The organism is Paenibacillus periandrae, assembly GCF_022458865.1.
In the GTDB taxonomy this organism is placed as follows: domain Bacteria; phylum Bacillota; class Bacilli; order Paenibacillales; family NBRC-103111; genus Paenibacillus_S; species Paenibacillus_S periandrae.
This window is the reverse complement of sequence record NZ_JAJNMU010000025.1, coordinates 35,753-60,034: the sequence shown is the minus strand read 5'-3', so window position 1 is coordinate 60,034 and position 24,282 is coordinate 35,753. Positions and strand designations below refer to the sequence as shown.

20 protein-coding genes are annotated in these 24,282 nt (G+C 40.6%); 19 read left to right on the top strand and 1 reads right to left on the bottom strand.

Going from position 1 to position 24,282, the window contains the following annotated elements:
* The first annotated feature begins 60 nt into the window (after positions 1-60).
* Both LRL21_RS34335 and LRL21_RS34330 read left to right on the top strand, forming a co-directional pair.
* A complete protein-coding gene (locus LRL21_RS34335; protein ID WP_240420319.1) occupies positions 61-213 on the top strand; it encodes a hypothetical protein in 153 nt (50 codons plus the stop codon).
* A 119-nt stretch (positions 214-332) separates the two neighbouring features.
* Positions 333-2,252: a phosphoadenosine phosphosulfate reductase domain-containing protein gene (locus LRL21_RS34330; RefSeq protein WP_240420318.1), complete on the top strand. Its 1,920-nt coding sequence runs from the start codon at positions 333-335 to the stop codon at positions 2,250-2,252.
* A 59-nt stretch (positions 2,253-2,311) separates the two neighbouring features.
* On the opposite strand, the gene LRL21_RS34325 is transcribed toward LRL21_RS34330, so the two are convergent.
* A complete protein-coding gene (locus tag LRL21_RS34325) occupies positions 2,312-2,572 on the bottom strand; it encodes a hypothetical protein (RefSeq protein WP_240420317.1) in 261 nt (86 codons plus the stop codon).
* A 663-nt stretch (positions 2,573-3,235) separates the two neighbouring features.
* Here LRL21_RS34325 and LRL21_RS34320 point away from each other — a divergent pair.
* The 17 genes from LRL21_RS34320 (at position 3,236) to LRL21_RS34240 (ending at position 24,240) form a co-directional block, all read left to right on the top strand.
* A complete protein-coding gene (locus LRL21_RS34320; protein WP_240420316.1) occupies positions 3,236-3,640 on the top strand; it encodes a hypothetical protein in 405 nt (134 codons plus the stop codon).
* A 684-nt stretch (positions 3,641-4,324) separates the two neighbouring features.
* The gene (gene ltrA, locus LRL21_RS34315; protein ID WP_240420315.1) at positions 4,325-6,208 is read left to right on the top strand and encodes a group II intron reverse transcriptase/maturase; all 1,884 of its coding nucleotides are present in this window, start codon (positions 4,325-4,327) and stop codon (positions 6,206-6,208) included.
* A 206-nt stretch (positions 6,209-6,414) separates the two neighbouring features.
* Positions 6,415-6,666 carry a DUF6094 domain-containing protein gene (locus LRL21_RS34310; RefSeq protein ID WP_240420314.1) on the top strand — a complete coding sequence of 84 codons (252 nt, stop codon included), beginning with the start codon at positions 6,415-6,417 and terminating at the stop codon, positions 6,664-6,666.
* A gap of 673 nt (positions 6,667-7,339) precedes the next feature.
* Entirely contained in the window at positions 7,340-9,235 is a 1,896-nt protein-coding gene (gene ltrA, locus LRL21_RS34305) for a group II intron reverse transcriptase/maturase (RefSeq protein ID WP_240420313.1), read from the top strand.
* A gap of 81 nt (positions 9,236-9,316) precedes the next feature.
* Positions 9,317-10,033: a DUF6094 domain-containing protein gene (locus LRL21_RS34300; RefSeq protein ID WP_240420312.1), complete on the top strand. Its 717-nt coding sequence runs from the start codon at positions 9,317-9,319 to the stop codon at positions 10,031-10,033.
* Between the two features lie 400 nt (positions 10,034-10,433).
* The gene (locus tag LRL21_RS34295) at positions 10,434-13,433 is read left to right on the top strand and encodes a DEAD/DEAH box helicase (RefSeq protein WP_240420311.1); all 3,000 of its coding nucleotides are present in this window, start codon (positions 10,434-10,436) and stop codon (positions 13,431-13,433) included.
* 59 nt (positions 13,434-13,492) lie between these two features.
* Positions 13,493-13,945, top strand: a complete 453-nt coding sequence (locus LRL21_RS34290; RefSeq protein ID WP_240420310.1) for a hypothetical protein — start codon at positions 13,493-13,495, stop codon at positions 13,943-13,945.
* Positions 13,942-14,340, top strand: coding sequence for a hypothetical protein (locus LRL21_RS34285; protein ID WP_240420309.1), 399 nt, complete (start codon positions 13,942-13,944; stop codon positions 14,338-14,340). Before LRL21_RS34290 ends, LRL21_RS34285 begins: the two co-directional genes overlap by 4 nt.
* Before the next feature lie 93 nt (positions 14,341-14,433).
* Positions 14,434-15,255 (top strand): 5'-deoxynucleotidase, encoded by an 822-nt coding sequence (gene yfbR, locus LRL21_RS34280; RefSeq protein WP_240420308.1) that lies wholly within the window; start codon positions 14,434-14,436, stop codon positions 15,253-15,255.
* Between the two features lie 1,052 nt (positions 15,256-16,307).
* On the top strand, positions 16,308-18,653 hold the full coding sequence (locus LRL21_RS34275) for a P-loop ATPase, Sll1717 family (protein ID WP_240420307.1): 2,346 nt from the start codon (positions 16,308-16,310) through the stop codon (positions 18,651-18,653).
* An 824-nt stretch (positions 18,654-19,477) separates the two neighbouring features.
* Entirely contained in the window at positions 19,478-19,855 is a 378-nt protein-coding gene (locus LRL21_RS34270) for a hypothetical protein (protein ID WP_240420306.1), read from the top strand.
* On the top strand, positions 19,855-20,436 hold the full coding sequence (locus tag LRL21_RS34265) for a hypothetical protein (protein ID WP_240420305.1): 582 nt from the start codon (positions 19,855-19,857) through the stop codon (positions 20,434-20,436). Before LRL21_RS34270 ends, LRL21_RS34265 begins: the two co-directional genes overlap by 1 nt.
* Complete coding sequence (locus tag LRL21_RS34260; protein WP_240420392.1) at positions 20,366-21,514, top strand: prokaryotic E2 ligase family D protein; 1,149 nt, start codon at positions 20,366-20,368, stop codon at positions 21,512-21,514. The genes LRL21_RS34265 and LRL21_RS34260 overlap by 71 nt, the downstream gene beginning before the upstream one ends.
* Positions 21,515-21,532: 18 nt before the next feature.
* Positions 21,533-22,084 (top strand): hypothetical protein, encoded by a 552-nt coding sequence (locus LRL21_RS34255; protein WP_240420304.1) that lies wholly within the window; start codon positions 21,533-21,535, stop codon positions 22,082-22,084.
* Entirely contained in the window at positions 22,081-22,752 is a 672-nt protein-coding gene (locus LRL21_RS34250) for a Mov34/MPN/PAD-1 family protein (protein ID WP_240420303.1), read from the top strand. Before LRL21_RS34255 ends, LRL21_RS34250 begins: the two co-directional genes overlap by 4 nt.
* A 308-nt stretch (positions 22,753-23,060) precedes the next feature.
* Positions 23,061-23,933, top strand: coding sequence for a ThiF family adenylyltransferase (locus tag LRL21_RS34245; protein WP_240420302.1), 873 nt, complete (start codon positions 23,061-23,063; stop codon positions 23,931-23,933).
* The gene (locus LRL21_RS34240; protein WP_240420301.1) at positions 23,926-24,240 is read left to right on the top strand and encodes a hypothetical protein; all 315 of its coding nucleotides are present in this window, start codon (positions 23,926-23,928) and stop codon (positions 24,238-24,240) included. Before LRL21_RS34245 ends, LRL21_RS34240 begins: the two co-directional genes overlap by 8 nt.
* Positions 24,241-24,282: the final 42 nt, after the last annotated feature.

The window sequence follows — 24,282 nt, the reverse complement described above, 5'->3', positions numbered from 1 at the left end:
CTGCAGTGAACAATTGTTTCGATATTTTGATTAATTTGGTCAATACAGGGAGGCATTACAATGACAGCATCCGTTGTAAAAGTTATCAATGGTACAGAAATTATCTGGTTTCCGTCCGTTTCCTCAGCATTAGCGGAAAGAGTCGTAAATCAAATTAACCAATCAAATATGAAAAAAGATAGGTCATACAAAGTAATTTATCATAAGTCTTGATGAAGAATTATAGACAAACATAAAAAAGAAAATTAAATGCTATGTGGGCAGGCTGTGACCCTGCATGGGAGCCGATAATTTCGACTCCCGATGCAGCGGGAGTCACAGGGGGAATTAGAATGATCGATTTGAAGGATGAACAACATTACCTATTTGAAGATGCGCCAAATAAGGTAAAGCCTACTCTTGACTTAAAAAAACAAACCAATGAAACCCGAACTATTTGGGGGTTACTTAAAAGCTTCGGACTGGAGTTTTATGGAGTAGTAAGAAATTGGAGTGCCATATTTGGATTGGATGGAACTTATATTGTGTTACACCATTTTATCGAACAAGAGCCTTTTGAAGAACTCTTTGGGAAAGAAAGCTTGTTCTCGTATTCCCAAGTCCCAATGGGCAGCGAAATAATTGATTTTCTCGATGATCTTACTTCTTTAGGGTTTACTATAATCGTTCCGGAGCAAGTCTATATAGATGCATTGGAAAGCGAGTTAGCGGGGGCCAACAATTGGCACCTGAACTCACCGTGCCACAAGTTGTTTTTTGTTGCTAAAAAAGCTAAAACGACTATAACGATTGAAATATACGGAGACAGCATGCCATTTCCCCCTTATGGAGTAAAAGAGGCTTTAGCTTGGCCGTCACTTCGGTTAAAGGATGAGAGTGAACAATTAGAGTTGTTTTCTATTGAACCTTATCTTATTCCTGAATCACCGGAACCTTCCAGGGGGGAACAAATGATTATTTCCGATTTTGTTCCTACGGAGTTGGAGAAAGCAACAGAGGAGAGCATAGCGCGTGCCTTTCGAGAGAATGACGTTTGTGTTATACCGGTCAGTGGGGGAAAAGATTCATCCGTTGTGATGCAAAAATGTATTCACTATAAGATACAACATCCCCAGTCACGTGCCCAGTTGGTTATTGTCTCAGCAGATACAGGGGTAGATAACCCTTTAATGCAAGCCCATGTGCGAAGGCTTAAAAAAGCTGTAGAAAGCCTTGATTTAGATATCCCATTTCTTATTGTAGAACCTCGTGTTCAGGATAGCTTTATGGTAACGGTGTTTGGGCGTGGTTATTCGACACCATCAGAACCTAATTTTAAATGGTGTGTAGCTCGAATAAAGACAATGCCAGGGCGACAAGCACTTAAAGGTTTCGTTTCAGAAGGCAAGTTGGTTTGCCAGTTACTAGGCCTAAGGGCATCAGAAAGCCAGAGTAGATCTGCAAGCATAGATCGTCACTATGCAGAAGATTTCTATGGTTGTCATGTCGTAGAGGGTATACGCACATGTGCACCAATTCGAGATTGGTCGGCAACGGATATTGTAACGTATTTGGTACGAAATGACACACCATGGGCTGACTATAGTAACTATCATTTGATCAATTTGTATGGATCATCAATGGGCGGGATTGCAGAGTGCCCTGTTGGGGCTGCAATTATGAGCGATAATGAGGCTGTTCGTTCCTGCACTGGCAGGGCTGCTCGTATGGGTTGCTGGTCATGTACTGTTGTAGCGGAGGATGTATCGTTACGGAATCTATCGATAGGCATAAATGGGGTTGGAGGTGATTATCCAGAGCTTGAGCCTTATTATCGAATGAGAGCTTTATTAAAAGCATCGCAAGACATTCGTTATGCGGGTTTAACTGGATATAAACGTGACAACCACGGTCGGCAACGCTTCGAGCCTGGTTTTGGAAACTTAGGGATGGATATTCGTACGAACTTACTGAAAAAAATGAAAGAGTACGGTATTTCGTTGAAGGATGAGGAAGTGAATGAAATTTTCAAAGAGGTCGCTAATCGTGAAATTAGCGAAGGAATACCCGTATCTCATCGCTTTCGAAATGTACTGCGTTCTTTTTACACGGTTGATCCTTTAATTATAACTGATATGTATGATCCGTTATTGAATCCAACCGGTATGATTGATAGAAGAACCGAAAACGATGCAATAGCGATAGACAACGTAATGGCTATGATTCAATCGGGTGAAATCGTGCCCTATTGGGAGACGAGTGAAAGATATTAGCGGATGTTGGGCTTATAGCCCGCATCCTTTTTTTATACCTTCAATAATCCTGTAATATGCTATGCACAAGTCAGACGGTCGACAAATGCGGTCCCAGTGAAGACAAACAACTCCTGCAGTAGCGATGCTGTATCTTGGTCCTTCCGGACTCGGCTGCTGGGCAGAACAATCTGCAGCCTCTGGTGTAGCGCGGCGAGCTCCGGAGTCAAAACTTTTAAATTTACGGAACCGTACTCGGTTTCTCTGAAATGGCTCCGGTATCGATCAAGCACCCCCGTCGCAGGCAGCATAGGCGGTATGTGGCGGTAATTCCGCCTCAACCAGTAGGTCCGCTCCTGGTTGTTTCAGTACGTAAAAGGGTGTTACGATCGGGCTGGTGAAGAGCGGTGAGTGCCTGGAAGTCAAAAACAATAATAACACGGAAAGTTCCCGGAACCTTCCAAAACGTACCAGTTGCCTGGTTCCACCGTAGTGGCCAGACATCGATCTGTGTGTTCAGGAAGCCAGCATGTGACAGTAAAGCCGCGTCAACCAGTAGATGTTGCTCCTGGTTGCTTCTGGAATCGATCCGGCTCTCAGAAGGTAAGTTGTCTTTTAAATGTTGGCAGATCCCCAGTAGGCAATATGAATAGTTTATGTTATATTAATAGTGTTAATTTTTATTATTGCTCTATTAAGAGCTTGTTCTCGAAGCGGAAAACCCTATTGGGTATAATGATTTCTTTAAAATAGGCATGCCTATTTTAAAAGAGGATCCCGTGAGAACAAGCTTTTTTGCGTTCTTAGGGCAATAAAGCCAGTTGCGAATGAACCCACAAGGTTTATTTACAACTGGCTTTTTTTATTACTTGGAGGAGGTGATCTAAATGATCCCAATAAAGTCCGAGCATCCGGTTACATCTGGAAAGATTGTAATCAATGGCCGGCACATTGGCTATGTCGTAGGTGATTAGTGGATTTTATAAAAAATTGGAGGAATGGAAATGAGAATGATAAAAAAGACAACATTTTATGTTGGTGCGATCTTTTTAATGGGATGGCTAATGAGTTTGAACCAGACAATTTGCAATATAGTGGGGGCCTGCATGATTATTCTTATTTTACGAATGGCAGCTCCTATTTTGGCACTTAATTATAAGCTGCGAAATGCAAATAGGAGGATTGTAGTGAGTGTGCTGCCCTACAAAAAAGGTCGTTTGAGGAAAAAATGGTTTACTGTATTGTCAGCGGGACTGATCTTGATCAGTTTTAATAATCAAATCTTTGTCCCATTGGCAGCAGTCATTTTCATTGGATTAGGAGCTTTATACTTGCCGATTATTATCCGTGGTCACATATGGGAAGAAGAAATAATCGAAGCTAAGGAGAATAACCTATGGCACGTTTAGCATCAGAGTCAAAGGGTGGATTTTACGGTGCGTCACGTTCCACTATAACTAGCAACTGCTAGGAAACGTGGGGTTGCTTTTGCAACAACAACTCTGTTTGTGAAATCTGCGGGGAAGTACCGCAGCGATACCGAACCCTCTGCAATGGTATCCGGGCTAATACTCCTACGTGCTTTAATCACGCTAGATGATTAGGGTGCGAAGCTAGGTGAAGTCGTAACCTGAATCCCCGCCGTCATGGGGAATATATGGTGCGGGCCTCCTGAACCTATGGCTAGGAAAACGAAACTGCGTAAGCCTCGTAACCACCCCCCTCAAGACGGTATAAAGAGGGTAATTGATACAAGGAATTGGCTCTCGTAAATAGCTAGTTCTTCCTCTTCCTTAAATGGTGGAGGAGTTACCGATACAACTTGTGGGTCTCAAATCGGTGACATAGTATCTGGGGTAGAGCAGTAGCCTAAGGGTTCTTTATTAGGATAACAATCAGGGAACGTGAGAAGTTGCGTATTCTGAGGTCTAGTGGCCATTGAAGATGCGTAATGGCAGCGGTCTTGTAGTAGTTATGAAGCGGGGTAACTCCCGTGGAGCGAAGGGGACCAGTCGTTAAGTTTAACAAGGTGTAGTAGGGAGAGCGGATAACCCGCAAGGGGTAACAAACAAACTCATGGGATGGTGATATCTATGAGGGCAGACACTCTCTCAATTCAGTGCGAATCTGATTTAAGGAATACTTTGGACCTTCTTTATCAAAGCAGTTCTATTAATAAGTCATTTACTGGATTATTGGAGCTTATAACTAATCGTGAAGTTATTGTTTCAGCGATTCATAACATTAAATCCAATAAAGGGTCAAAAACATTAGGATTAGACAACAAGACAATCAATGACTTCTTGCTAATGGATTATGACGAGACCATTTCACTTATCCAACAAAACATCCTTAACTATAATCCTTTCCCGGTACGGCGGGTTTACATTCCTAAGTCTAATAGCGACAAAATGCGACCTTTAGGAATTCCCGCTATGATCGACAGGATCATTCAGGAATGTTTTAGGATTATTCTTGAGCCTATCTTGGAGGCCAAGTTCTTTAAACATAGTTATGCTTTTCGACCATATCGGGAAACAGGTCATGCACTAGGAAGATTACAGCACTTGATTAAGTCCAAAGTCTTCCATGTCATAGAAGGAGATATTAAAGGCTACTTTGATAACATTAACCACAGATTGCTTTTAAAGAAATTGTGGGAGATGGGGGTTACGGATAAGCGTGTTATATCCATTATTAAGGCTATGTTAAAAGCAGGCATAATGGAAAATTCGATTATTACGGACTCGAACTTGGGAACTCCTCAGGGAGGGATACTTTCACCGCTGCTTGCTAATGCCTACCTGCATTCCTTTGATAAAACACTGGAGTCATCTTATGAAAATCCATACAATCTTAAGCAGTTCACCAAGAAGTTCAACGCGATGCGTAACTTAAGACAGATAGGTTTTCGCCCTATGTATCTTGTTAGATATGCTGACGATTGGGTTGTCCTGACTGATAGCGAGCAATTAGCACATAGGAAATTAAGATGGCTAAGAAAGTACTTTAAACATAAACTTTGTTTAGAGTTATCAGAGGAGAAAACAGTTATTACAGACATTCGTAAGAAATCAATGAAATTTCTTGGATTTTGTATCAAAGCAGAACCAGCGCTCCCCATAAAGGGAAAGGTGTATGACCCTAATCATTTAGTAGCTAAAATATTTCCAAATCCCGAGAAAGTCAAAAATCAAACTCATGCACTATGTAAGGAAATCAGAGAAATTCCCGAAATTAAAGGGATTGATTTCAAGATGGCTCACATAGAGAAGATAAATGCAAAAATTATTGGGATAGCAGAATACTGGAGTAAGGGGCTTTGTAAACAAACCTTTGGCAGAATAGATAATGTGCTTCACCAAAGATGTTACTTTACATGGAAACGCATGTTTAAGAAAAGTTTTCGAAGCTTCCTTATACCAGTTAAGGAGTTTACTAACAGACCCAATAGACACAGCAATTATTTGATGGAATCGTGGGCTATTATCAGTTCACGAAACTCTATGAAAATCGGTATAACCAAGATGAAGATTACTCCATCTAATTGGTGTAGGCCGTTTGATCCTGAAATGATTCCTTACACAGATAAAGGACGAACATTATATGCATCCAAAAGAGGAAAGAATAATCCGCTCATCCGACCACCACTTTATGGAACTGATCTAACCGACCGCATTAAGTTTAACGAAGGAAGAAAGTACAACTTCGAATACTATATGAATCGGGAGTATAGTTTCAATCGGGATAAAGGATGTTGCAGAATCTGTGGAGACAGCCTATGGTACAAAACCAGCAACTGTCATCATATTAATCCACATTTGGATTTTGTTGAAGTGAATAAGGTCAATAACCTGGCTTGGATGTGTGAGGATTGCCATATCAATTACATTCACGGTAAAGAGATTCCTGAAGAATCAAAAATTAAGAAGAAGGTAACATACTTCCGAAAACACCTTGTTAAAGAAAGCAAATAAATTGCTTTGTCGTGATTGACTTAACGATGGCGGGCCTAATGCGGTGAAAGTCGCACGTTGGGTCCAAAGCGGGGGAAAAGCCGGAGATAATTTCAAAGGCTTACCTATCGCTATCAACTCCTGTTGAGGAAATGCGATATCTATGCAATAAGATCCGATTACGTTATGAGGAAGAAGACCCTGCTAAAGATGGAGAAATAAGAATCATGGATCCGTGTTCCGGCGAAGGAATAGCATTAGAAATGCTGTCTGATACGCTGAGGGAACAAGGAGGTAACGTAAAAAGTTATGCTGTAGAGCTGGAAGAATCAAGGTATGAGGAAGCTAAGCAGGTTTTGGATCATGTGATTCATGACGGTTATGAGAACCTTAGGACTCAACCTATGTTTTCATTGCTTTGGCTAAATCCTCCTTATCAAGACGGTGTGCGCTTTGTTTCCAGACAACCTGTACAGTGATGTACAACAAAACTGGAGGAGCAGTTTGCTCTAACTTTGTATCCGATTCGGTGAGGGTAGATCTCACCCGGGTTGAATGTTGGCGACCTTGTCCCTGAGACTTCGACATGCAGTAAGGATATACTGCCTGACTGTATGAAGCTCGATAAAGCAGCGGAAAAAGACAATCTGAGATGGTTGCAAGTACGCTAGGGGTTATAAAATTACTATGCCTACGCAAGGAACTCTCGTCGATAAAGGCTCGTAAGATATACTTTGCCGAAATGAAGGCATTGGCTCCTTAGCGGAGTTCAATCGCGGTTTATCGTTACCTTTGCGATAAACTGTATCTTTCCCAAAGAGGATAGATGTTCCGAGTCCTCCAACAATGGACAAAGGAATGGTTGACGGGTCAAAGAGAGAGGCTACGGTAATATGGAAAGCTAGGATACAAGGAACAAAGGAACCTTAACAGAGAATGCTAAAGGCAGTATAGTCTAATGTCTCTAAACAGTAGGAAATGACTGTTAAAGTTAAGGGGCAGCAGCCCGTAGTAGTGTCGAAATGCTGTAATGGGCATGGAGCGAAGGGGCATAGTCCTAAGGAAATTAGTTATATCTCTAATCGTCAAGGAAGCCGTTGTGCAAACCTGACTAAAGCCATGCGGCAAATATCCTCAAAGGAGGTGTTTGCAATGGTACAAAAATTTGACTATCCGAAATCAGAAACAAGTCTCCGAAACATACAGGATGAGCTATACGCTCAAACTTATAAAGCCATTGAAATGGGAATCAAACCTAATTTCAAGGGATTACTGGAGATTATTTCTTCCGAAGCTACAATCTTGACAGCCATCCACAATATTAAAGCAAACAAGGGAAGTCAGACTCCGGGCAGTGATGGGGAAAACATAAGGGAGTTTATTCTTGAAAAAGAATATTTATCCGTTATTGAAAGGGTTCAGATGAGCTTTAAAAACTATAAGGCTCTACCAGTCCGTAGAGTGCTTATTCCTAAACCTGGTAAAACGGAAAAACGACCACTTGGTATTCCTACCATCATTGATCGCATTGTACAGGAATGTGTAAGACTTGTTATCGAGCCTATTCTCGAAGCGCAATTCTTTAAACACTCCTATGGTTTTCGACCAATGAGGGACGCTCATATGGCTTTGGAAAGAGTCAAAGATGTTGTCTATAAAACAGGATTCCACTGGATCGTGGAGGGCGACATCAGTAAATTCTTTGATAATGTAAACCACAACATTTTGCTGAAAAGACTTTGGCATATGGGTATACACGACAGAAGAGTACTGATGATAATTAAGGCTATGTTGAAAGCTGGAATTATGAATGAGTCAGATACTAATGTTTTAGGTACGCCCCAAGGTGGTATCATCTCCCCTTTACTTGCCAATGTCTATCTGGATGCAATGGACCAGTGGATTGTAAGGGAATGGGAAGAAAAGAAGACGATTCACAAATATTCAGCGAATAACAACAAATTCCAAGCTCTCCGAAAATCAGTTAATCTCAAAGAGGCATACCTGATAAGGTACGCCGATGATTGGGTCCTGATTACAGACTCCCGAAGAAATGCAGAAAAGTGGAGATGGAGAATCTCAAATTATTTGAAGGAAATGTTAAAGCTCCGTTTATCGGATGAGAAAACATTGATCACAAATATCAGAAAGAAATCCATTAAGTTTGTCGGATTTGAATTCAAGCTTACCAGAGGAAAATCTAAATCTGGATATATTTCTAGAGTTAGTCCAAACAATGAACGTATCAAATCTAAAGTGGAAAAAGTCAGGCAGGCCATCAACAATCTGAGATACACGGAAAGACATATCGGTCATCAAATCAATCTGATTAATTCAATTATTAGAGGATTGATTGAATACTACCAACCAGCAAATACGGTTAATGTGTCATTCCAAAAATATCAAAAACGATTGAATGATGCTGCTATCAGTGCCCTTCAACGAAGAAGATCAAGGGGAAAAGGGAAGCGAATTGCCGTATATATTCCGGCAAATGAGGTTCATAATCTTATTTCTGTTCATAGCCAGTATACAACAAAGATTCTAACTGTTGTTTTGGACGGTATGAAGATTGGTCTGACCCAACTCAGTTTCTGCAGATGGAAATTGGCGCCTCTGAAAAATCAGGAAGAAACTCCTTATTCAGTGGAAGGCAGAAAATTGTATATGAACAGGTGCAACAAAAAGCCTCTAGCGGCTAGGGCTGATGATCTGCTCTCTGAGCATCTATCAGCGGTACTAGCTTACAACCAACCTGACAATAAATACAATTTTGAGTATTTCCTAAACAGAGCCTATGCCTTTAACCGAGATCGGGGAAAATGTAGGGTATGCGGACTTGAAGTTGCTTCTCATGACGTTGAGATTCATCACGTTAAACCTAAATTACCATTGTATATGGTAAACAGGGTTAAAGAGTTAGCGACTCTCCACAATTATTGCCATGATATGATACATGAAATTAAGGACTACTCGAATTTATCTAAAAAGATTTGGACAAAAATTCTGTATTTCAGAGAAAAATTAGAGGTCACTGACTTAACTTAGGATGGAACGCGGAATGATGGGAAACTATCACGTTCCGTGTGAGGTGGGGGAAAAGTGTGGTCCTACGTTCTTTGAACAAGGATGACATTTACCTATCACTATTTTAGTGAACGTACGGAGCTTACGTTTCTGCGGACACTCACTGGTGCAAAGAATGGGATTTTGCAAAAAGAAGGTTTGTTGATGTTCTGCATCCCGCAGTATGTGCTTAAGGATACGGCAAGCGTATTGAGCGGTAGATTTCGAAATTTTAGGGTTTATCGATTTACGGATGTCACGTATGACGTGTTTAAACAAGTTGTGGTCATTGCTACCTTGGGCAAGATCAGCGGGGAAGACAGTAAAAAAAATTATAAATGGTTGCGGTCAATCGGCGAAGGCGAAAAGGATATGCTGCCTACACTTGCTGAAATCACTGATGAAATTGATGTTAGGGTTTCTGAAGGCGAGCTCGGTTTTTTCAGAGCAGGAAAAATGAATCCTAAAGAATTAGCACAGGATCTTGCTAATTCTCCATTGTTCGAGGAATTAATAAAGAGGCTTGAACCGAAGAATCTTGCTGCTAATATGAAGCGACCAATGCTTCCCTTGAAGCCAGCACATATGGGTATCGCTATTGCTAGCGGTGCTGTTGGGGGAAACCTGGGAACACATATTGTCGCTGGGATAACAAAGAGAAGGAAGGATATCACCGAGATTCATGATGACGAAGGAAGAAGAACCGGTGAGAAGGTAACCGAGTTTTTCCAGAGTATTGTCCGCGTATTCACTCCGGACGATATACACGATGTGGAATGAGAGCAGGGAAGGAAGCTTAGCTTCCTTCCTATTTATTTTCCTAGGAGGGTACCATGAACTTTGATAATAAGGAACTGCCGGAAGATGTGTGTGTGATGCTTTGGTAAGAACACGCAAGTTCACTCAACCATATGTGGAAAACTGGGATGAAAAATTAAATTGTGAAATTATTGCTTATGGTTCTAGGACATAAGATTTAAGACATTTAGGAGGAACATAGTCAATGACATTAAGAAGACAAATGCTCACAGTGACAGATAGGGAGAGGCATTTTACAGTAGATCCGCATGTTCTGATTTTTGAAGACGGGTCGAAGGATAAGGATTTGATATTCGCGTCTTTTATCGGTATTCCCGAAGCGGTACAAGCTGTGACAGCTTCCTTTTTGGAGGGGCGAGTGTTGCATTATGGCCACATTCAATTTGAACGCATGGATGATCCCTACAAACGCATCGAGCGGCCGATTGGGATGGGCGATGTAGCTCATGGCTCCGTATTCAATAGCCTCATGACCATTGAAGGAATAGAAGCATTTCCGGACTCGCAAAAGTTGGATCGTGCATACCTTATGGCTCCGGATGGCAATATCGATCAAGTACTCTCAAAGCACTTGATCGAGCGTTTTGGTCTCCCAAGAGAATGGGAGGAACAATATCCGGAGATTTTCAAAGACAACCTGATACCGCTTCAAATCATTCACAATCCGGTTTTTCCGATGTGGAGTAAGATTCAGGCAGTGGTATTCACAGGCTCTGAGTCATCGGTTATTGAAACGATTCGAGGATCATTAAAGCGGAGAGAACTAATTATTCCACCAAGTGAGGTTCAAGGCGTTTTTGATCCTGCGTGGTCGATGAAAGATTATATGCTTAATAATGCGGTGCACATGGCAAAGAAATTGGAAGAGAAAGCTCCAAGGCATTCGATGAACGAACCCATTGATTCTTCCATAGCGGATCTCAAGCGAATTCCATTCCCGACTCAAGCCCATATGATCCAATCTGTTGTAACCACCTTGGAAGATGAAAATCCAGCTTGTGGGGGCGACATGGGTACCGGGAAATCAATTGTTGCTTGCGGTGTTACCCACGTTCTTCATGAACGAAAAAAGCGTAGAGGCAGTAAGAGGGGAACGGCCGTTCTTTTGTCTGCACCAGGCATAACATTGCCAAAATGGAAACATAAAGAAATCGAGGCGACAATCCCTGATGTGAAAGTGAATATTTTGAGAAGTGGTAACGACGCACTGAGGTTGCTTAGAGAAATCCGAAATGGATATCGACCAACCGGCCTTGAATACACCTTAGTAGGTATTGATCGAGCTAAACTTGGTTCCGAGGGATACTTTTCAGGTATATGGAAGCGCATGAGAGGAACGAAGGAAGATGGTCGCGGCACTTTTGCATGGCATTGCCCCGATTGCTTTGAACCTTTATTGGTCAAAAATGATGCTGATGATTATGTGCCTTCCGTCTGGGAAGATATTGCAGAGGGTTGGGAACCTTCAGATGGCCAAATTCAACAAGCCAGAGAAAATAAAAAGCTGTTGGCCAATGGTTTGCCCGCTGGGTTTAAAGTTACCTGGAAACGAAAAAATCGTATGGTGAACTGCTGCGCAGGATTACACAATGAAGAAAAGGGAAAGACGGATGTGGAGCAACAACCGACTAATTGTGAGGCTAAATTATGGAGACCTGCATTAAAAACGAGGGGAGAAACGAAGATTCGCCCACGCGTTAATATTTCACAGGTTCTGAAACGCACAAAAAAGTATTTTGACCTCTACATTTGCGACGAAGCGCACCAATGCAAAGCGGGAGATTCGGGCCGAGGGGATGCATTTGCCCAAATGGTCAAATCTGCCAAAAGGGTACTCATGCTCACGGGAACATTAACAAATGGGAAAAGCACATCCATTAAAGAGCTACTTTGGCGTACGGATCCTAAATCCCTTTTGGATGCGGGTTTTACGCATCAATCTGGCTTAATTGAATGGGCATCCCGCTTTGGAAAATTGGAAAAAGTCGTACAGGTAGAGGAAGGCGACGATGGTGTCATTACTCGCCGAAAAAAAACAGGCGCGCAAGTCAAAGAGGCTCCTGGAATTGCTCCGCAATTGACAGCACAGTTCTTACTTCATAAAAGCGGATTTATTGAACTCAAAGATTTGGGATTACCTCTTGTTGAACTTAAAGAAATCCCAATATTTTTGGATATGGATCCAGAACACGCTGCTAATTATGCCCGCTTTCATAAAAATCTTTTTGATACATGTGCACAAATCTCTCGGGTAAGTGGTGCTTCAGGAGTTTGGTCGAAATTTAATCCGGCAACTATTAATTATGGTGACCGCCCGGACCTTGGTGCACGTGTTGCTTTTGAATCGGACATCATTGCTGCACCAAAGTTATATGAGGCAGGCAATCAGCTTCATGCCAAAGAGCGATGGCTCGTTGATACCGTGAAGAAAGAACTGGCTGAAAAGCGGCGTTGCACCATTTTTAATAATTATACTGGAAATTACGGCATGAACGAGCGAGTGCGAGATATTTTAGCCGACAATGGCATTAGGTGCAAGATACTGGATGAATCGAATACGGACTTGAGACAGGAACGGCTTGCTGAATTAGAAGCGGATGAAATTCCCGTCATCATAACCAATATGAAGCTGGTTGAGGTCGGACTAGATATGATGTATTGGCCGACAATCATTTATTATCAACTCAACTATGAGGTTTCTACGGTCAGGCAATCTTCACGACGTGCTTGGAGGATCGGACAGGATCGGGAATGCCGCGTGTACTACCTGATTTATAACGGTACTCAACAGATGAAGCAATTCATCCACATCATGAATGGACGAGGACATGCTCTTATGGTGGAAGGTAGGTTGGACAGCTCTGAGCTGGCCCAATACTCACGCGATTCACAATCTGCGCTTGCAAGCGATTTGGCGAGTTGCTTTGCAACTAGTGATGTAGCTCAATCCTGGACGAGCCTTGCAGCAAAAGATCTGGCTGATATCGAAATGGTTGAAGAAGGCATGTTTAAGGAAGTCCTCACCGAGCGTATGCGGGCATTGGGCGATGAGACACTTCGTCTGTGCGGGGTCGTGGATATTGGAGCTTTCCGAGCAGCAAAAGAGCTTCGGCATGCTGAAGCTTTGTTTGCAACAGCTCCAGAAGATACTTCCGTAGTCGAAGAGCAGTCCGGGTCATCCTTGTTCGATTTTGACTTTGAATCATTCGCAATTGAAAGTGCATTTCCAGGATCGGATCTGGTAAAAGACGCGAAAATGGAAGCTCACTACGATCCTGAAATAGTGGTTGCCATAACCAAGTACAAAAAACAACGTGGAAAGAAAGCACCGGCAGAAAATCAATTATGTTGGAATTTCTAAAAAATTTGGAAGCGGAGACCAGAAGCTATTGGTCTCCGCTTTTATTGGAGGACGATACAATGAATTATAAAATTGGCCGTTTTGAAGCGAACAACGAATTATTTATACATTATACTTACATGTGGAATATCACCAATATACAAAAGCTAGGATTAAGGCAGTCTGCAGACGGTCTGATGGGGCGAGGGATCTATTGCTGCAAAGCGGTTGATCTAACGACACGAGAAGAAATTGTCAAATTTTTGTGTGATGAGATTGACTGGTTGAAAGTGAGCAATTTTCTCCCTCATAAAGAGCACACTTCCCAATTGGCAAGAGATCTCATTCATCCACTCTATATAGAATATACCGGTCCTTACTTGTACGGTGAGGAAAATGACGGAGGCTTTTCTGATATTGCTGGGTTTGTACTCATACCAAAGATCGCTATACAACCAAATCGATTGATTATAGGTTGCCCGGTAGATTCGGGTATTGAGCCAGAGTTTATTAAAGGGATGCGTGAATTATGACAAAACAACAGGGCTACAAAGCCATTGTCCATTATTATTTAGCAAAAGCATGTTGGAGCATTCATTACAACTCCTGCTGCTATACGGGAGAATTTGTGATTATAGAAGGTCCATGGCAAACGGAGGTAAAACCATTGCGTCCAAGCAATCCCCGCGGATGGGTTACGGCACGATCGTTCCAGACGACATATTTTTGTTCAGAGGACGCCAAGCTGCTTGTTAACGAGGAATTGTTAAATCGGATGCAAGACCGAATCATTAGCAAGCTAAAATACGATAAGAAGCAAATGTTTTTTAATGTTTCAGAGGGCGATGGCGGGCTGTTATTTACGCCTGCAGGAGCCTTCATTCTGAAGCCAGAGGATAGTAATTACCAACTTGCAATGGGTTACTAATTGTTGATTTCAGACACATAACGACAATATATAAAATTTGTATCAATAACGGATAAGACACCATTTCTACGAAGCCATAGGAGGAAAAATCAAATGAAAAGTCATTTATTCGCCCATCTATTTAGATTGCGGCATATTAACCGATGGAGTTTAATGAAGAGCCTGGAACAAGAAAATGTTGCTGAACATACTCTGAATGTTTGCTTTATTGTACATGCCTTGTGTTCCATTGCTAATGTCATATTCGGGAAGAACGTAGATACGGAGAAAGTGATATTTGCAGCATTAGGGCACGATGCGACACAGTTATTTACGGGTGATATTCCGACTCCTGTTAAATATCATAATGAGGATATATCAACACAGTTTCGTCACCTAGAGGATCTGGTAACGAAGCGTCTTATGGGGATGGTTCCGGGTGAATTACAAGCTATTTATGCAAATATGTTTATTCAGGATAATGAAGAGATTCAGCAATGGATCAAGGCGGCTGACATCTGTGATGCTTATTTGAAATGTAAATACGAGCTTACAAGTGGTAACAAGGAGTTTGCTTCAGTAGAACGGCAGATTCAGTTGGCGATTAATAAATTGAATATGCCTGAGATCGATTATTTTCTTGATGTTTTCGCACCATCTTTTGAACAAACCTTTGATGAAATTTCCACTAGCAGCGAGAGGCTTACAACAGAAATGATTCCAATCATAGACAATGGCCTCTATGAAATAAATGCTGAGAATGAAACTATAATTGCTCTCCATGATCTGTGCGAGGATAGGCAAGTAACGCTGTATAGCCAGGATGAGCTTACTACAGATGTTCTTGACGGTGTGCAAAGATTTTTGAATGAGCGGGGCATCCGACATATGGTGGTCACAAAAGGTGACGAAATTCAAATTGAACTGATTGAGTAGCAATAAGAGGCGTTGGGGCAGTCGCTCCACGCCTTACTTATTTTCTAAGGAGGAAAAGCATGGTAAATGAAGGTGTGCAGTTAAGCTACAACGGATCCTTCTGACTCCGGGTTGTACCCGGTCATTGCACGATTGGTGCCTAGTGGCGTCAGAAGATCCTTTCTTCGAATTCCGGTCACAACCCAGGTGTCCCATCATCAACACGCGCCGGCGACGGCCATCTGGTTCGATTCCATCAGATCAAACCAGAACAGCTTGTTTGCATCGCAGCGTGATCGCAATTGTTTGCTGCGGTAGGGTGTTCTTAATCTGTTTCCAAGTTACTTTCAAGGTGTCGTATTATCGGGTGATCTCACGATGATGGCGCGTAAGCATATAAAAGAAGGAAAAGGAGCCGTCTAGGCAGCTTCTTTTCCTTCTTTTTGATTTCTGGAAGTTTAGTGTACGTTTTTGCGAAATGTTGGCGGAACCCTGATAGAAGATAGCTTACTTTACCCCTAATGACAGCTTCGCTGGTACTACCCCGAATACCATTGTTGGTAGATGCAGTAACTTATGGCCAAGCGCCTGCAGCATATCAGGCTGCGATCAAATCTGACTGCTGCTTCTTCTGAATGCACGCAGCGCGGATCTCGCAGAAGCACATGGCCAAGCGCTTGTCAGGCCCAGATCGTGCTAGATTTGCCGACATTGTTACACAGCAGCTGATGCATTATAGTAAACACAATATGAGGATTTTTCTTATTTTTTATTCGACTACAAAATGATTAAGTTCAGCAATTACATTGTTCTCACCCTTTCCTCTTTAAACTTATTATGCTTCTTGATGCTTAATTTAAAAATGGTCGTAGGTCTAAACTTTATACTAGACTTTAGTCTCGGAAAATTGGATACTATTAACATGATTGTTGTCTGTTGTCGAATATCAATAAATTATGTTAATAGAATGTTGGCTCAACCTCAGAATCAGTAATCAGTACTTACTACAACTTTTAAACAATCATAATTTGGATAACGGAACTAATACAATACTAATTCTAGGGGTGCTGAAAATGAATATTAAAAAAGCTTTCTATGCTTATTCAAGTCAAAGGCGGGATTTGTTAGAAGATATTAGAACCGCCGTAAAGCTTATCAATGAAAACAATAATGTATTGATTACTACATGGGAAGACCTCGCTGTTAGTGGTAAATATATAGTCACCGGAATACTAAATGCAATTGAACAATGTGATTTATTCATTTGTGACCTCACTTATCTTAATTATAATGTCCTATATGAATTAGGATATGCTATATCAAAAGAAAAGAAGATATGGATTACACTCAATAGTTCTCACTCCAAAGCCTCGGCTAATTATAAGAGTTTATCCCCATTGACAACTATAGGTTATGCAGGATATCAAAACTCTAAAGAACTGGTAGAAAAATTTTACTCGGACGTTCCCTATGAGTATACGGATGCACCTGATATAAGGATTAGTCAGGGAGGAATAACTCGAAATTTAGTCTACCTAAAGTGTGAGGCCCATACGAACGCTTCCAGTACCTTAGAGAACACCTTAACTAAATATCAAATTCCAACAAAACAGGAGGACCCTTATGAGGGGCATGAACCATTAAGTTGGTATTTAGAATTTCTCCCTAACGCTTTTGGTGTGATCATCCACTTTCACACAATTGATAGTAATAAGGAGAGCTCTGTTGATGTTGCTAGAAAGGCTTTAATTGCAGGCTTATCTAAAGGATTAGGTCTAAAAACTTTACTACTTGCACATGCCCCATTTTATGCACCCTTAGATTATCACGATGAATTAAAAATACACTCTACTGCAGCTCAATGTGAACCCTTTATTAAAGCATGGCTCGATCCCATTTCGGAGAAATATCGTGATTTGGAAGAAGATCACCGAGAATACAAGGCAGACCAAAAAGCAATGGGTAAGATATCAAGCCTTATCATGGGTGATTATGTTGCAGAAAATGAAAGTCACGATTTGATGGAATATTTTTTGGAAACTGCTGAATACAATGAAGCTTTAAAAGCGCAACAAGTGCTATTTGTGGGGAGAAAAGGTACGGGGAAAACAGCAAATTTAATGAAGTTAAAAACCCAAATGGCTTCTGACAAAAGAAATTTTGTTATTCCAATCCAACCACAAGGACACGAATTTGAAGGTGTACTAGATATATTGTCTAAGCTTATTAATAATTCAGAACAAGGTCATTTCATTGAAAGTATATGGAAATATTTAATTTATACAGAAATGGCAAGGAAATACTATGAATATTTAGAGAACCAACCACTTCATTTTCAAAAAACAGAGGATGAGAAATCTTTTGAACGGTTTGTTTCAGATAACCAGCGGCTTATTGATGCTGACTTTACTTTGAGATTAGAAAATGTAATTAACGATCTTAAAGCACTTGAAAAATCAGATACGATAGAACAACAGCGACTTAAAGTTAGCGAATATCTGCATTCAAATATGATTCATCATCTAAGAGGGTATCTTGGAAAAGTTCTTGCCAAAAGAGAAGATGTTAAAATTCTTATTGATAATTTAGATAAAGGCTGGAATGATAATGCTGACTTGGGTAATTTAAGCGATCTTCTATTTGGATTGTTAAATGTAGTGCATAGAATTACTGATGATTTTCAACATAATTCTTATAAATATACCAAAGTGAATTTATCATTGGTCGTATTTTTAAGGAGTGATATATTCTCTAGGATTATGAGCCATGCACCAGAGAGAGATAAAATAGCAACTAAGTATTTAAATTGGTCCGATCCTCATTTATTATTTCGAGTTATTGAAAAAAGAATTGATTATAGTAGCAACGGAGTAACCAGTCCAGAAGCGCTTTGGAATGATTATTTTTGTGAACAAGTGGATGGACTTCCATTAAAAACGTATATTGAAAATTTAATAATACCGCGGCCTCGGGATATCATATTTCTATTTAAAATGGCACTTCAGGAAGCTGTAAATCGAAATCATAAGAAAGTGGAAGAAGAAGATTTTAAATCCGCAGAATATTCTTATTCAGAGTATGCTCTGCAATCATTATTTCCGGAGAATGGCAATCGAGTTAAGGACTTGGAATCAATACTTTATGAGTTTGCAGGACAGCGCTCTATTATCAACCAAGAAGAACTAGAAGATTCTCTAAAAATAAATAAAGAAATTGAAGCACACCAATTAGTAACAATTTTATGCGAAATGACTTTTCTTGGATTAGAAGTTCAACCTGATAAATTTGAGTATTATAGCGATAAAAAACCGCCTCAGATTACTAATAAGTTGGCTCAGCGATTAGCAGAAAAAAATGGTCGTTCTAAGAGGTACGAGATTAATCCAGCTTTTCATGCATATCTTGGGATTGAAAAATAGGTTCTTGCGGTAGCGGCACTCTGCGTGAATGTAAGTGGCCAAAGGAGAGGGTATCTAATGCGAGCGGATCTTTTTGATCGGTCCGCCCGACAACTACTCAATCAGATGTGTCTAAAGGCAACGGGTGCAACCCGTTTTCTTTACCGTTTCGAGGGTCTATAGATCATTGAGAGGTCCGCAGCACCGCGAGGGGCTCGCAAGCCCTCCAATTTTCCGGCAATCACGAACGGCATGATGGAACGGTCACAGCGGTTATTATCGATCAACAACCGACTGTCCTTACCAGATTAACTGGACTCCAAGCTACACTCCACGTAAGGTCGGTGCTCAATACTAGTTGAACACCCTTATACTGGACGCTGCATCTCTGAACCAAACGATCTCAGAGAATTTCTTGAAAATGCTCTTGTTCTCTTCGTTTTTGCGTTTTACATTTTGATAGGCTTAGGTTTTAATAGATCCTTTTTCAATGCATCGATATATTCGTAGGGCGACAGGTCGTAAATACTCTGATTGTAGTCCTGAACACGTCTTTTCTCATAGGTCTAAGATAGCGCATGGGATTTTTTTCTTGCGCTTATTTCTAATTGCGTGTTAAAATATATATGTACATTTACTATTTGCTCTTAATTGAGCTTGACTCCGGAGAAAATATGCCCTAGTGGCGGTATGAATCATTTACAGAGTAGGTCTACCTATCTGTATTTTTGAGGATACTCGCTTCTAGGGCTTTTTTTGTTTGGAGCGGTCTATGCAACTCGAAGAATTCAGGGAATTTCCTTGGTTTTTCGGGTTTTTTTATTTGAAAGGAGGAGGTTTAATGAATGGTTGTTTTTTTAGAATCGCCAGAAAACAATGTTAGCTTTGATTCCAATCGTTTTGCCCAATCATTAAAGGATTGTGCACTCGACAATCAAAAAGCGGAACAACAAGAAAAAATGCTTGAAATTATCGAACTGGTCTGTTATTCCGGCAAGATAAGAGTTTGCGATGTCAACTTGAAAGAGTTAAATAGAAAAATTTTGGAGGAAACCTTTGAGGAATTGCAGATGTACCAATCCGATGAGCACGGTGAAGACGACACTGACCTTTGTAATGAGGGTCAGACTATTGTGGAGATTAACCGAATAGCGGGAATGGACATTCATTTCGAGAAATTCAAACCAAGAGGCTTACCTAAGAAAAATAGGAGGTTTATTTAGTGAAAAGTATATTTCTTACATCCGACACCCTGACCAGGGACTTGCAGACGCTTGATAACCTTCTTGTGCTGAAAATACTGGATGAGAGTGGATATGAGATACCGGAAAAACTACCTTTTGAAGCCGGCTGTTGGGGCGATCATATGTTAGTGATGGCTCTTAACACAATCTTCGGATGCTTGCCGGAAGAAATTGAAGTCACCAGGACGACATCTAATAAGGTCTATCAGGATCGTTTGATGGTCTTATCGATCGATGGGTATGATGATTGGATTCGACTCAAAGAAAAGTATCCGGAGATGTCAGAAACTGAAGTGGAAATGTGTTCCCTATCTTTTGATTGTGATTATACGGGAATCCAATTAAGCATTCATTTTCAAGAAAAGGGTATTGCTATTGAAGACGTTTATGAGACTTCATATTGTCATACTCTTATCGATGATTTCTTGACATTAAAAGATATGTGGACTGAAGCATTATTTTTTTGGAGGAGAAAGGAGTTTGAAGAAAATGGAAGCATCGATAGCGGAATGGAGAATCATTCTTCCGAAACAACATACGAAATTAGCCAGTGTGCTTGATTGCCTCAATGGTGTTGTTGTGGATTCAAAAAAAGTGCTGATTGGGGATTTGATTCTCTCACTGTTGGATCAACTGGATGAGCATCTGCTATTGGATTATTTACTGCGTCATGGAGAGATGGAGGGGTTGTTTACGACCTTGCTCTCATATATTCGCGAGCATGAGCCTCATAAACTTGATGGACTGTTTAAACAGGTACTTGAGTGCGCATATGAAGAACCGAGCGAAACTGCTGTAATAACGGCTATTTTCAATGCTATCGGATCGTCTTATAATTTGGCAGCCTTAAACGAGGATCAATTACTTAATGTATTTCAAGCGATACTAAAAAGTTCAGGAAAAATGACGAACAAGGCCATTTTGGAGCAGATGTATTTGGAACTCCTAAGAAGGATTCATTTGTTTGATCAACCCGAAGCATCGCTCTTATCAAAGGTAATTTCAGATTTTTTAGAGCATGCAAAGGCTGTAGAACATGTTGAACAAATAAATGAGATGTATATGGCCCTTGCGAAGAAGACTTCTCCTAAAACATTAATCAAAGCAGCCAAACCTCACATGGCAAATCATAAGCTTTCTACTCCCATTCTCCCAAAGAATTGTGTGTTTTATCAAGAGCGTGGCGATGGTACTGTTATCATTGGAATAGAAGTAGAAAAAGGTCAGCATGACGTCATTTTTGGTGATATAGGACAAGTTGTTTATGAGCAAGTTGGCTACCCTAAAATGTTGTTTTGGTTTTCTTTGAGAAACGGGAAGGCAAATGCTCATGTCGCAGCAGTCAAAGATACGATCATTAAAAGTGATACACAGTTGTTCCATTTTCCCTATTCAAATGTATATGGGAGCGGGCAAATCTGCTGGAGCACTCTAAATGAACATACCATTAAGGAAGTCCGTCAGCTTGAAATCCTTCCTTCACTCTTTTTAGGGGCGACGAAGAACACTGATTTATACAGGAATTCACAAGTGATCAATTTGAGGGATTTATTAATATCCTTGCAGCATCAGCCATTTGATGACATGACATTAGAACCAACAAACCATACGGTAGGAAGTATTATTCTCAAAAATTAATATACTGGAGGAATTATCATGGATATGTTTAATGAATTGTGCGGTCCAAAAACAAACGGAGATTCAAATACTAATACTGGTAATCAAGAAGAAACCATTCATAAGGTTCATCAATTTGATAGGGATAGATCAGATAACCCTACTAATGGTGCTGGAGTCAAAACTGATCAAAGGGACGATAATGATGCTCCAAGGGATTTGTTCGGGGAACTGATAGAATCGGCTACTCCACAACAAAGGGCGAAACCGAAAGGTGAGGTAAGCAGTAGCAAGGCAGTCACTGTTTCTACGGCTGCTACAACTGCAAGTACCGCCTCAAAAAGAGGATGGAAAGATCAAAACGTAGAAGTGGGTATTGACTTTACTGTTCACTACGCCATGCGGACCTTTCGAGTCGAGGAACTGATTGAAGAAATTCCTGAATCAGGGAAAGTGCATCTTAATATGATTCGGGAAGGTTTGTTTAAAGAATATTGGGATTTTTCTGAATCCCGAACAAAATGGGACTATGACTTGGATCAAAAGAAGCTAATCCCAATCATTGTTGGGGAGAAAAATAATTGCTTATGAAAATTAAATTGAGAACCTTCTTTTGGAAGTTGTCGGATTACCTTTGTTCACATGAGCCAGCCCCTATTTCTGTGGTAGCTTCACGCGATGGGAACCTTTATGAAATACGTGAAAATGATTTTATGCGTATGGTTGTAAAGAAAGATGAAATCCATGAACTCGAACCAGTACAAGAAGGTGTCTTTATGAAAGCACCTAAAATACCTGGAAGCTACTTGTCTACTATCATAGCTTTCTTCCGCTATTTTAGTAGGAAAAAGGTTGAAGCAGCTATTCATATATATTGGAATCGTAAGACTAGAGCCTATGAACTGGTATGCCCTGAACAAGTGGTCAGCATTTATCAGGTTCAGACTTTCATAGAAAGCATTTCAAACGATGATAAGGAACTTGTGGTGGCCATTCATTCACATCACGAAATGGCAGCTGTGTTTTCGCCAGGTGATGACAGCAATGACCGAGGATTTAAGGTATACGGAATCATAGGAAAACTTCATGAACAGAGAGCAGAGTTTCGATTTCGTGCTCGTTATAATGATTCGGAATTTTATCTGGCTGTTACTGAATTGTTTGATTTTGAAGGAGTCAAGACGACAAACCAATTTCCAAAGGAATGGTTGACCCGAGTCCGGACTCAAACAGAAGCATTCGAAAGAAGAAACATATGATAATATCCTATTGATTCAACGGTGAAAATAACCGATGGAATTTAATAGAAATTGAGGATGCCGTTTTTTAGGCTTCTTTTTTTTGTGAATGAATATAAGGTAAACACCCAATAATATTTCAGGAGGAATATATATATGAAAAAACGTGATTTGGTGATCTTGGCATCTAAAATTTACCGTCTCCAATTATTGAAAGAAAAGAATGTATACGGTCCACTATTGAGTAGGTAAAACATAAATGTAGGGAGACGGGTATGGTGTCCGTCTCCTTTTTTGATGCAATGAAGAAATTAAAGAGGAGGTTCACTATGAATTCATTAGTTTTAAGCGAATCTAAAAAACCATATTATAGCTTTACACTCATTGGTACAGGGGCTACGGGAAGTCATTTTTTTCGGGGATTATGCCAAGATCTACGTACTTACCTGAGTAAGCCGGATTTTGATAGAGATCCCTCTTTTAGACTTGGAAGAGTTTTATTGGTTGATGGAGACAAGGTAGAGGCCAAAAATCTTGGAAACCAATTGTTTGATCGGGATGATATCGGTGAACATAAAGTAATTTCATTAGCGGAGCGTTATGGGGAACATTATGATCTTCCTATTTCGAGGTATGCAGAATATGTAAAAGAATTGGAAACAATGAACAATTTGAATGGCATACCTGAATATAGTGATAGGCACTATGTATTTATGCCTGTCTTGATTGGAATGGTGGATAATAACGCAACCAGAAGACTTATGCATAATTATTTTTATCAAGACGACATAAAGAATATCATCTATATTGATACGGGTGTTGAAGGTGTAGCAAACAAAGATAATACCAGAAATATCCAACAATCAGGTTTTGGCGGCCAGGTAGTTATTGGATTTAAATACCATGGTCATGTCATTTTAGAGCCGGTAGGGGACATATACTCAAATATTTTAGAAGCAGATGAAATTGACGACTTTCCAGGGTGCGGAGTACAGATCCCATCTCTTCCTCAGCGTTCTGCAACGAATAAGACAGCCGCGCAGCTGGTAAATAACATCGTAAACAATTTATTGCATTCGGCTTCTATTTACCAGCATCTTATAAATTTTAACGCGCAGTTTGGTGGATGCAGCCCCGTATTGATAAAAAAGGAGATCCGTGAGCAGTTTGACTTGCTTAAGGGGGAACTGGACCATGATTGAGCAAGCTACCTGGTTACCTCAATCGGAGAAAGTAGATATCCTCTTCGTTAAAACCATGTCGCCTTTTGGTCCCATAGTTAAGATCCGTAGAGCTGATGACAGAACGTTAGAAGTCCCGCGTAGTGAGTTGTTAATGTCCACTGATGCAGAACTCATACTACAACTTCAATTAATTCTAATGGCCAACAATCCTGCTCGTAATCCCGCTTACTTTTCAACTGTGAGAGACTTGTTAAAGAGGGGGGCCCCTTTACACCTAATTACCAAGAAAAAGGCGTTAGAGGGTCAACAATTACAGATTTTCTAAGGTTGGAGAGGGACAATCCTCTCCTTTAATAATCTCTTTAAA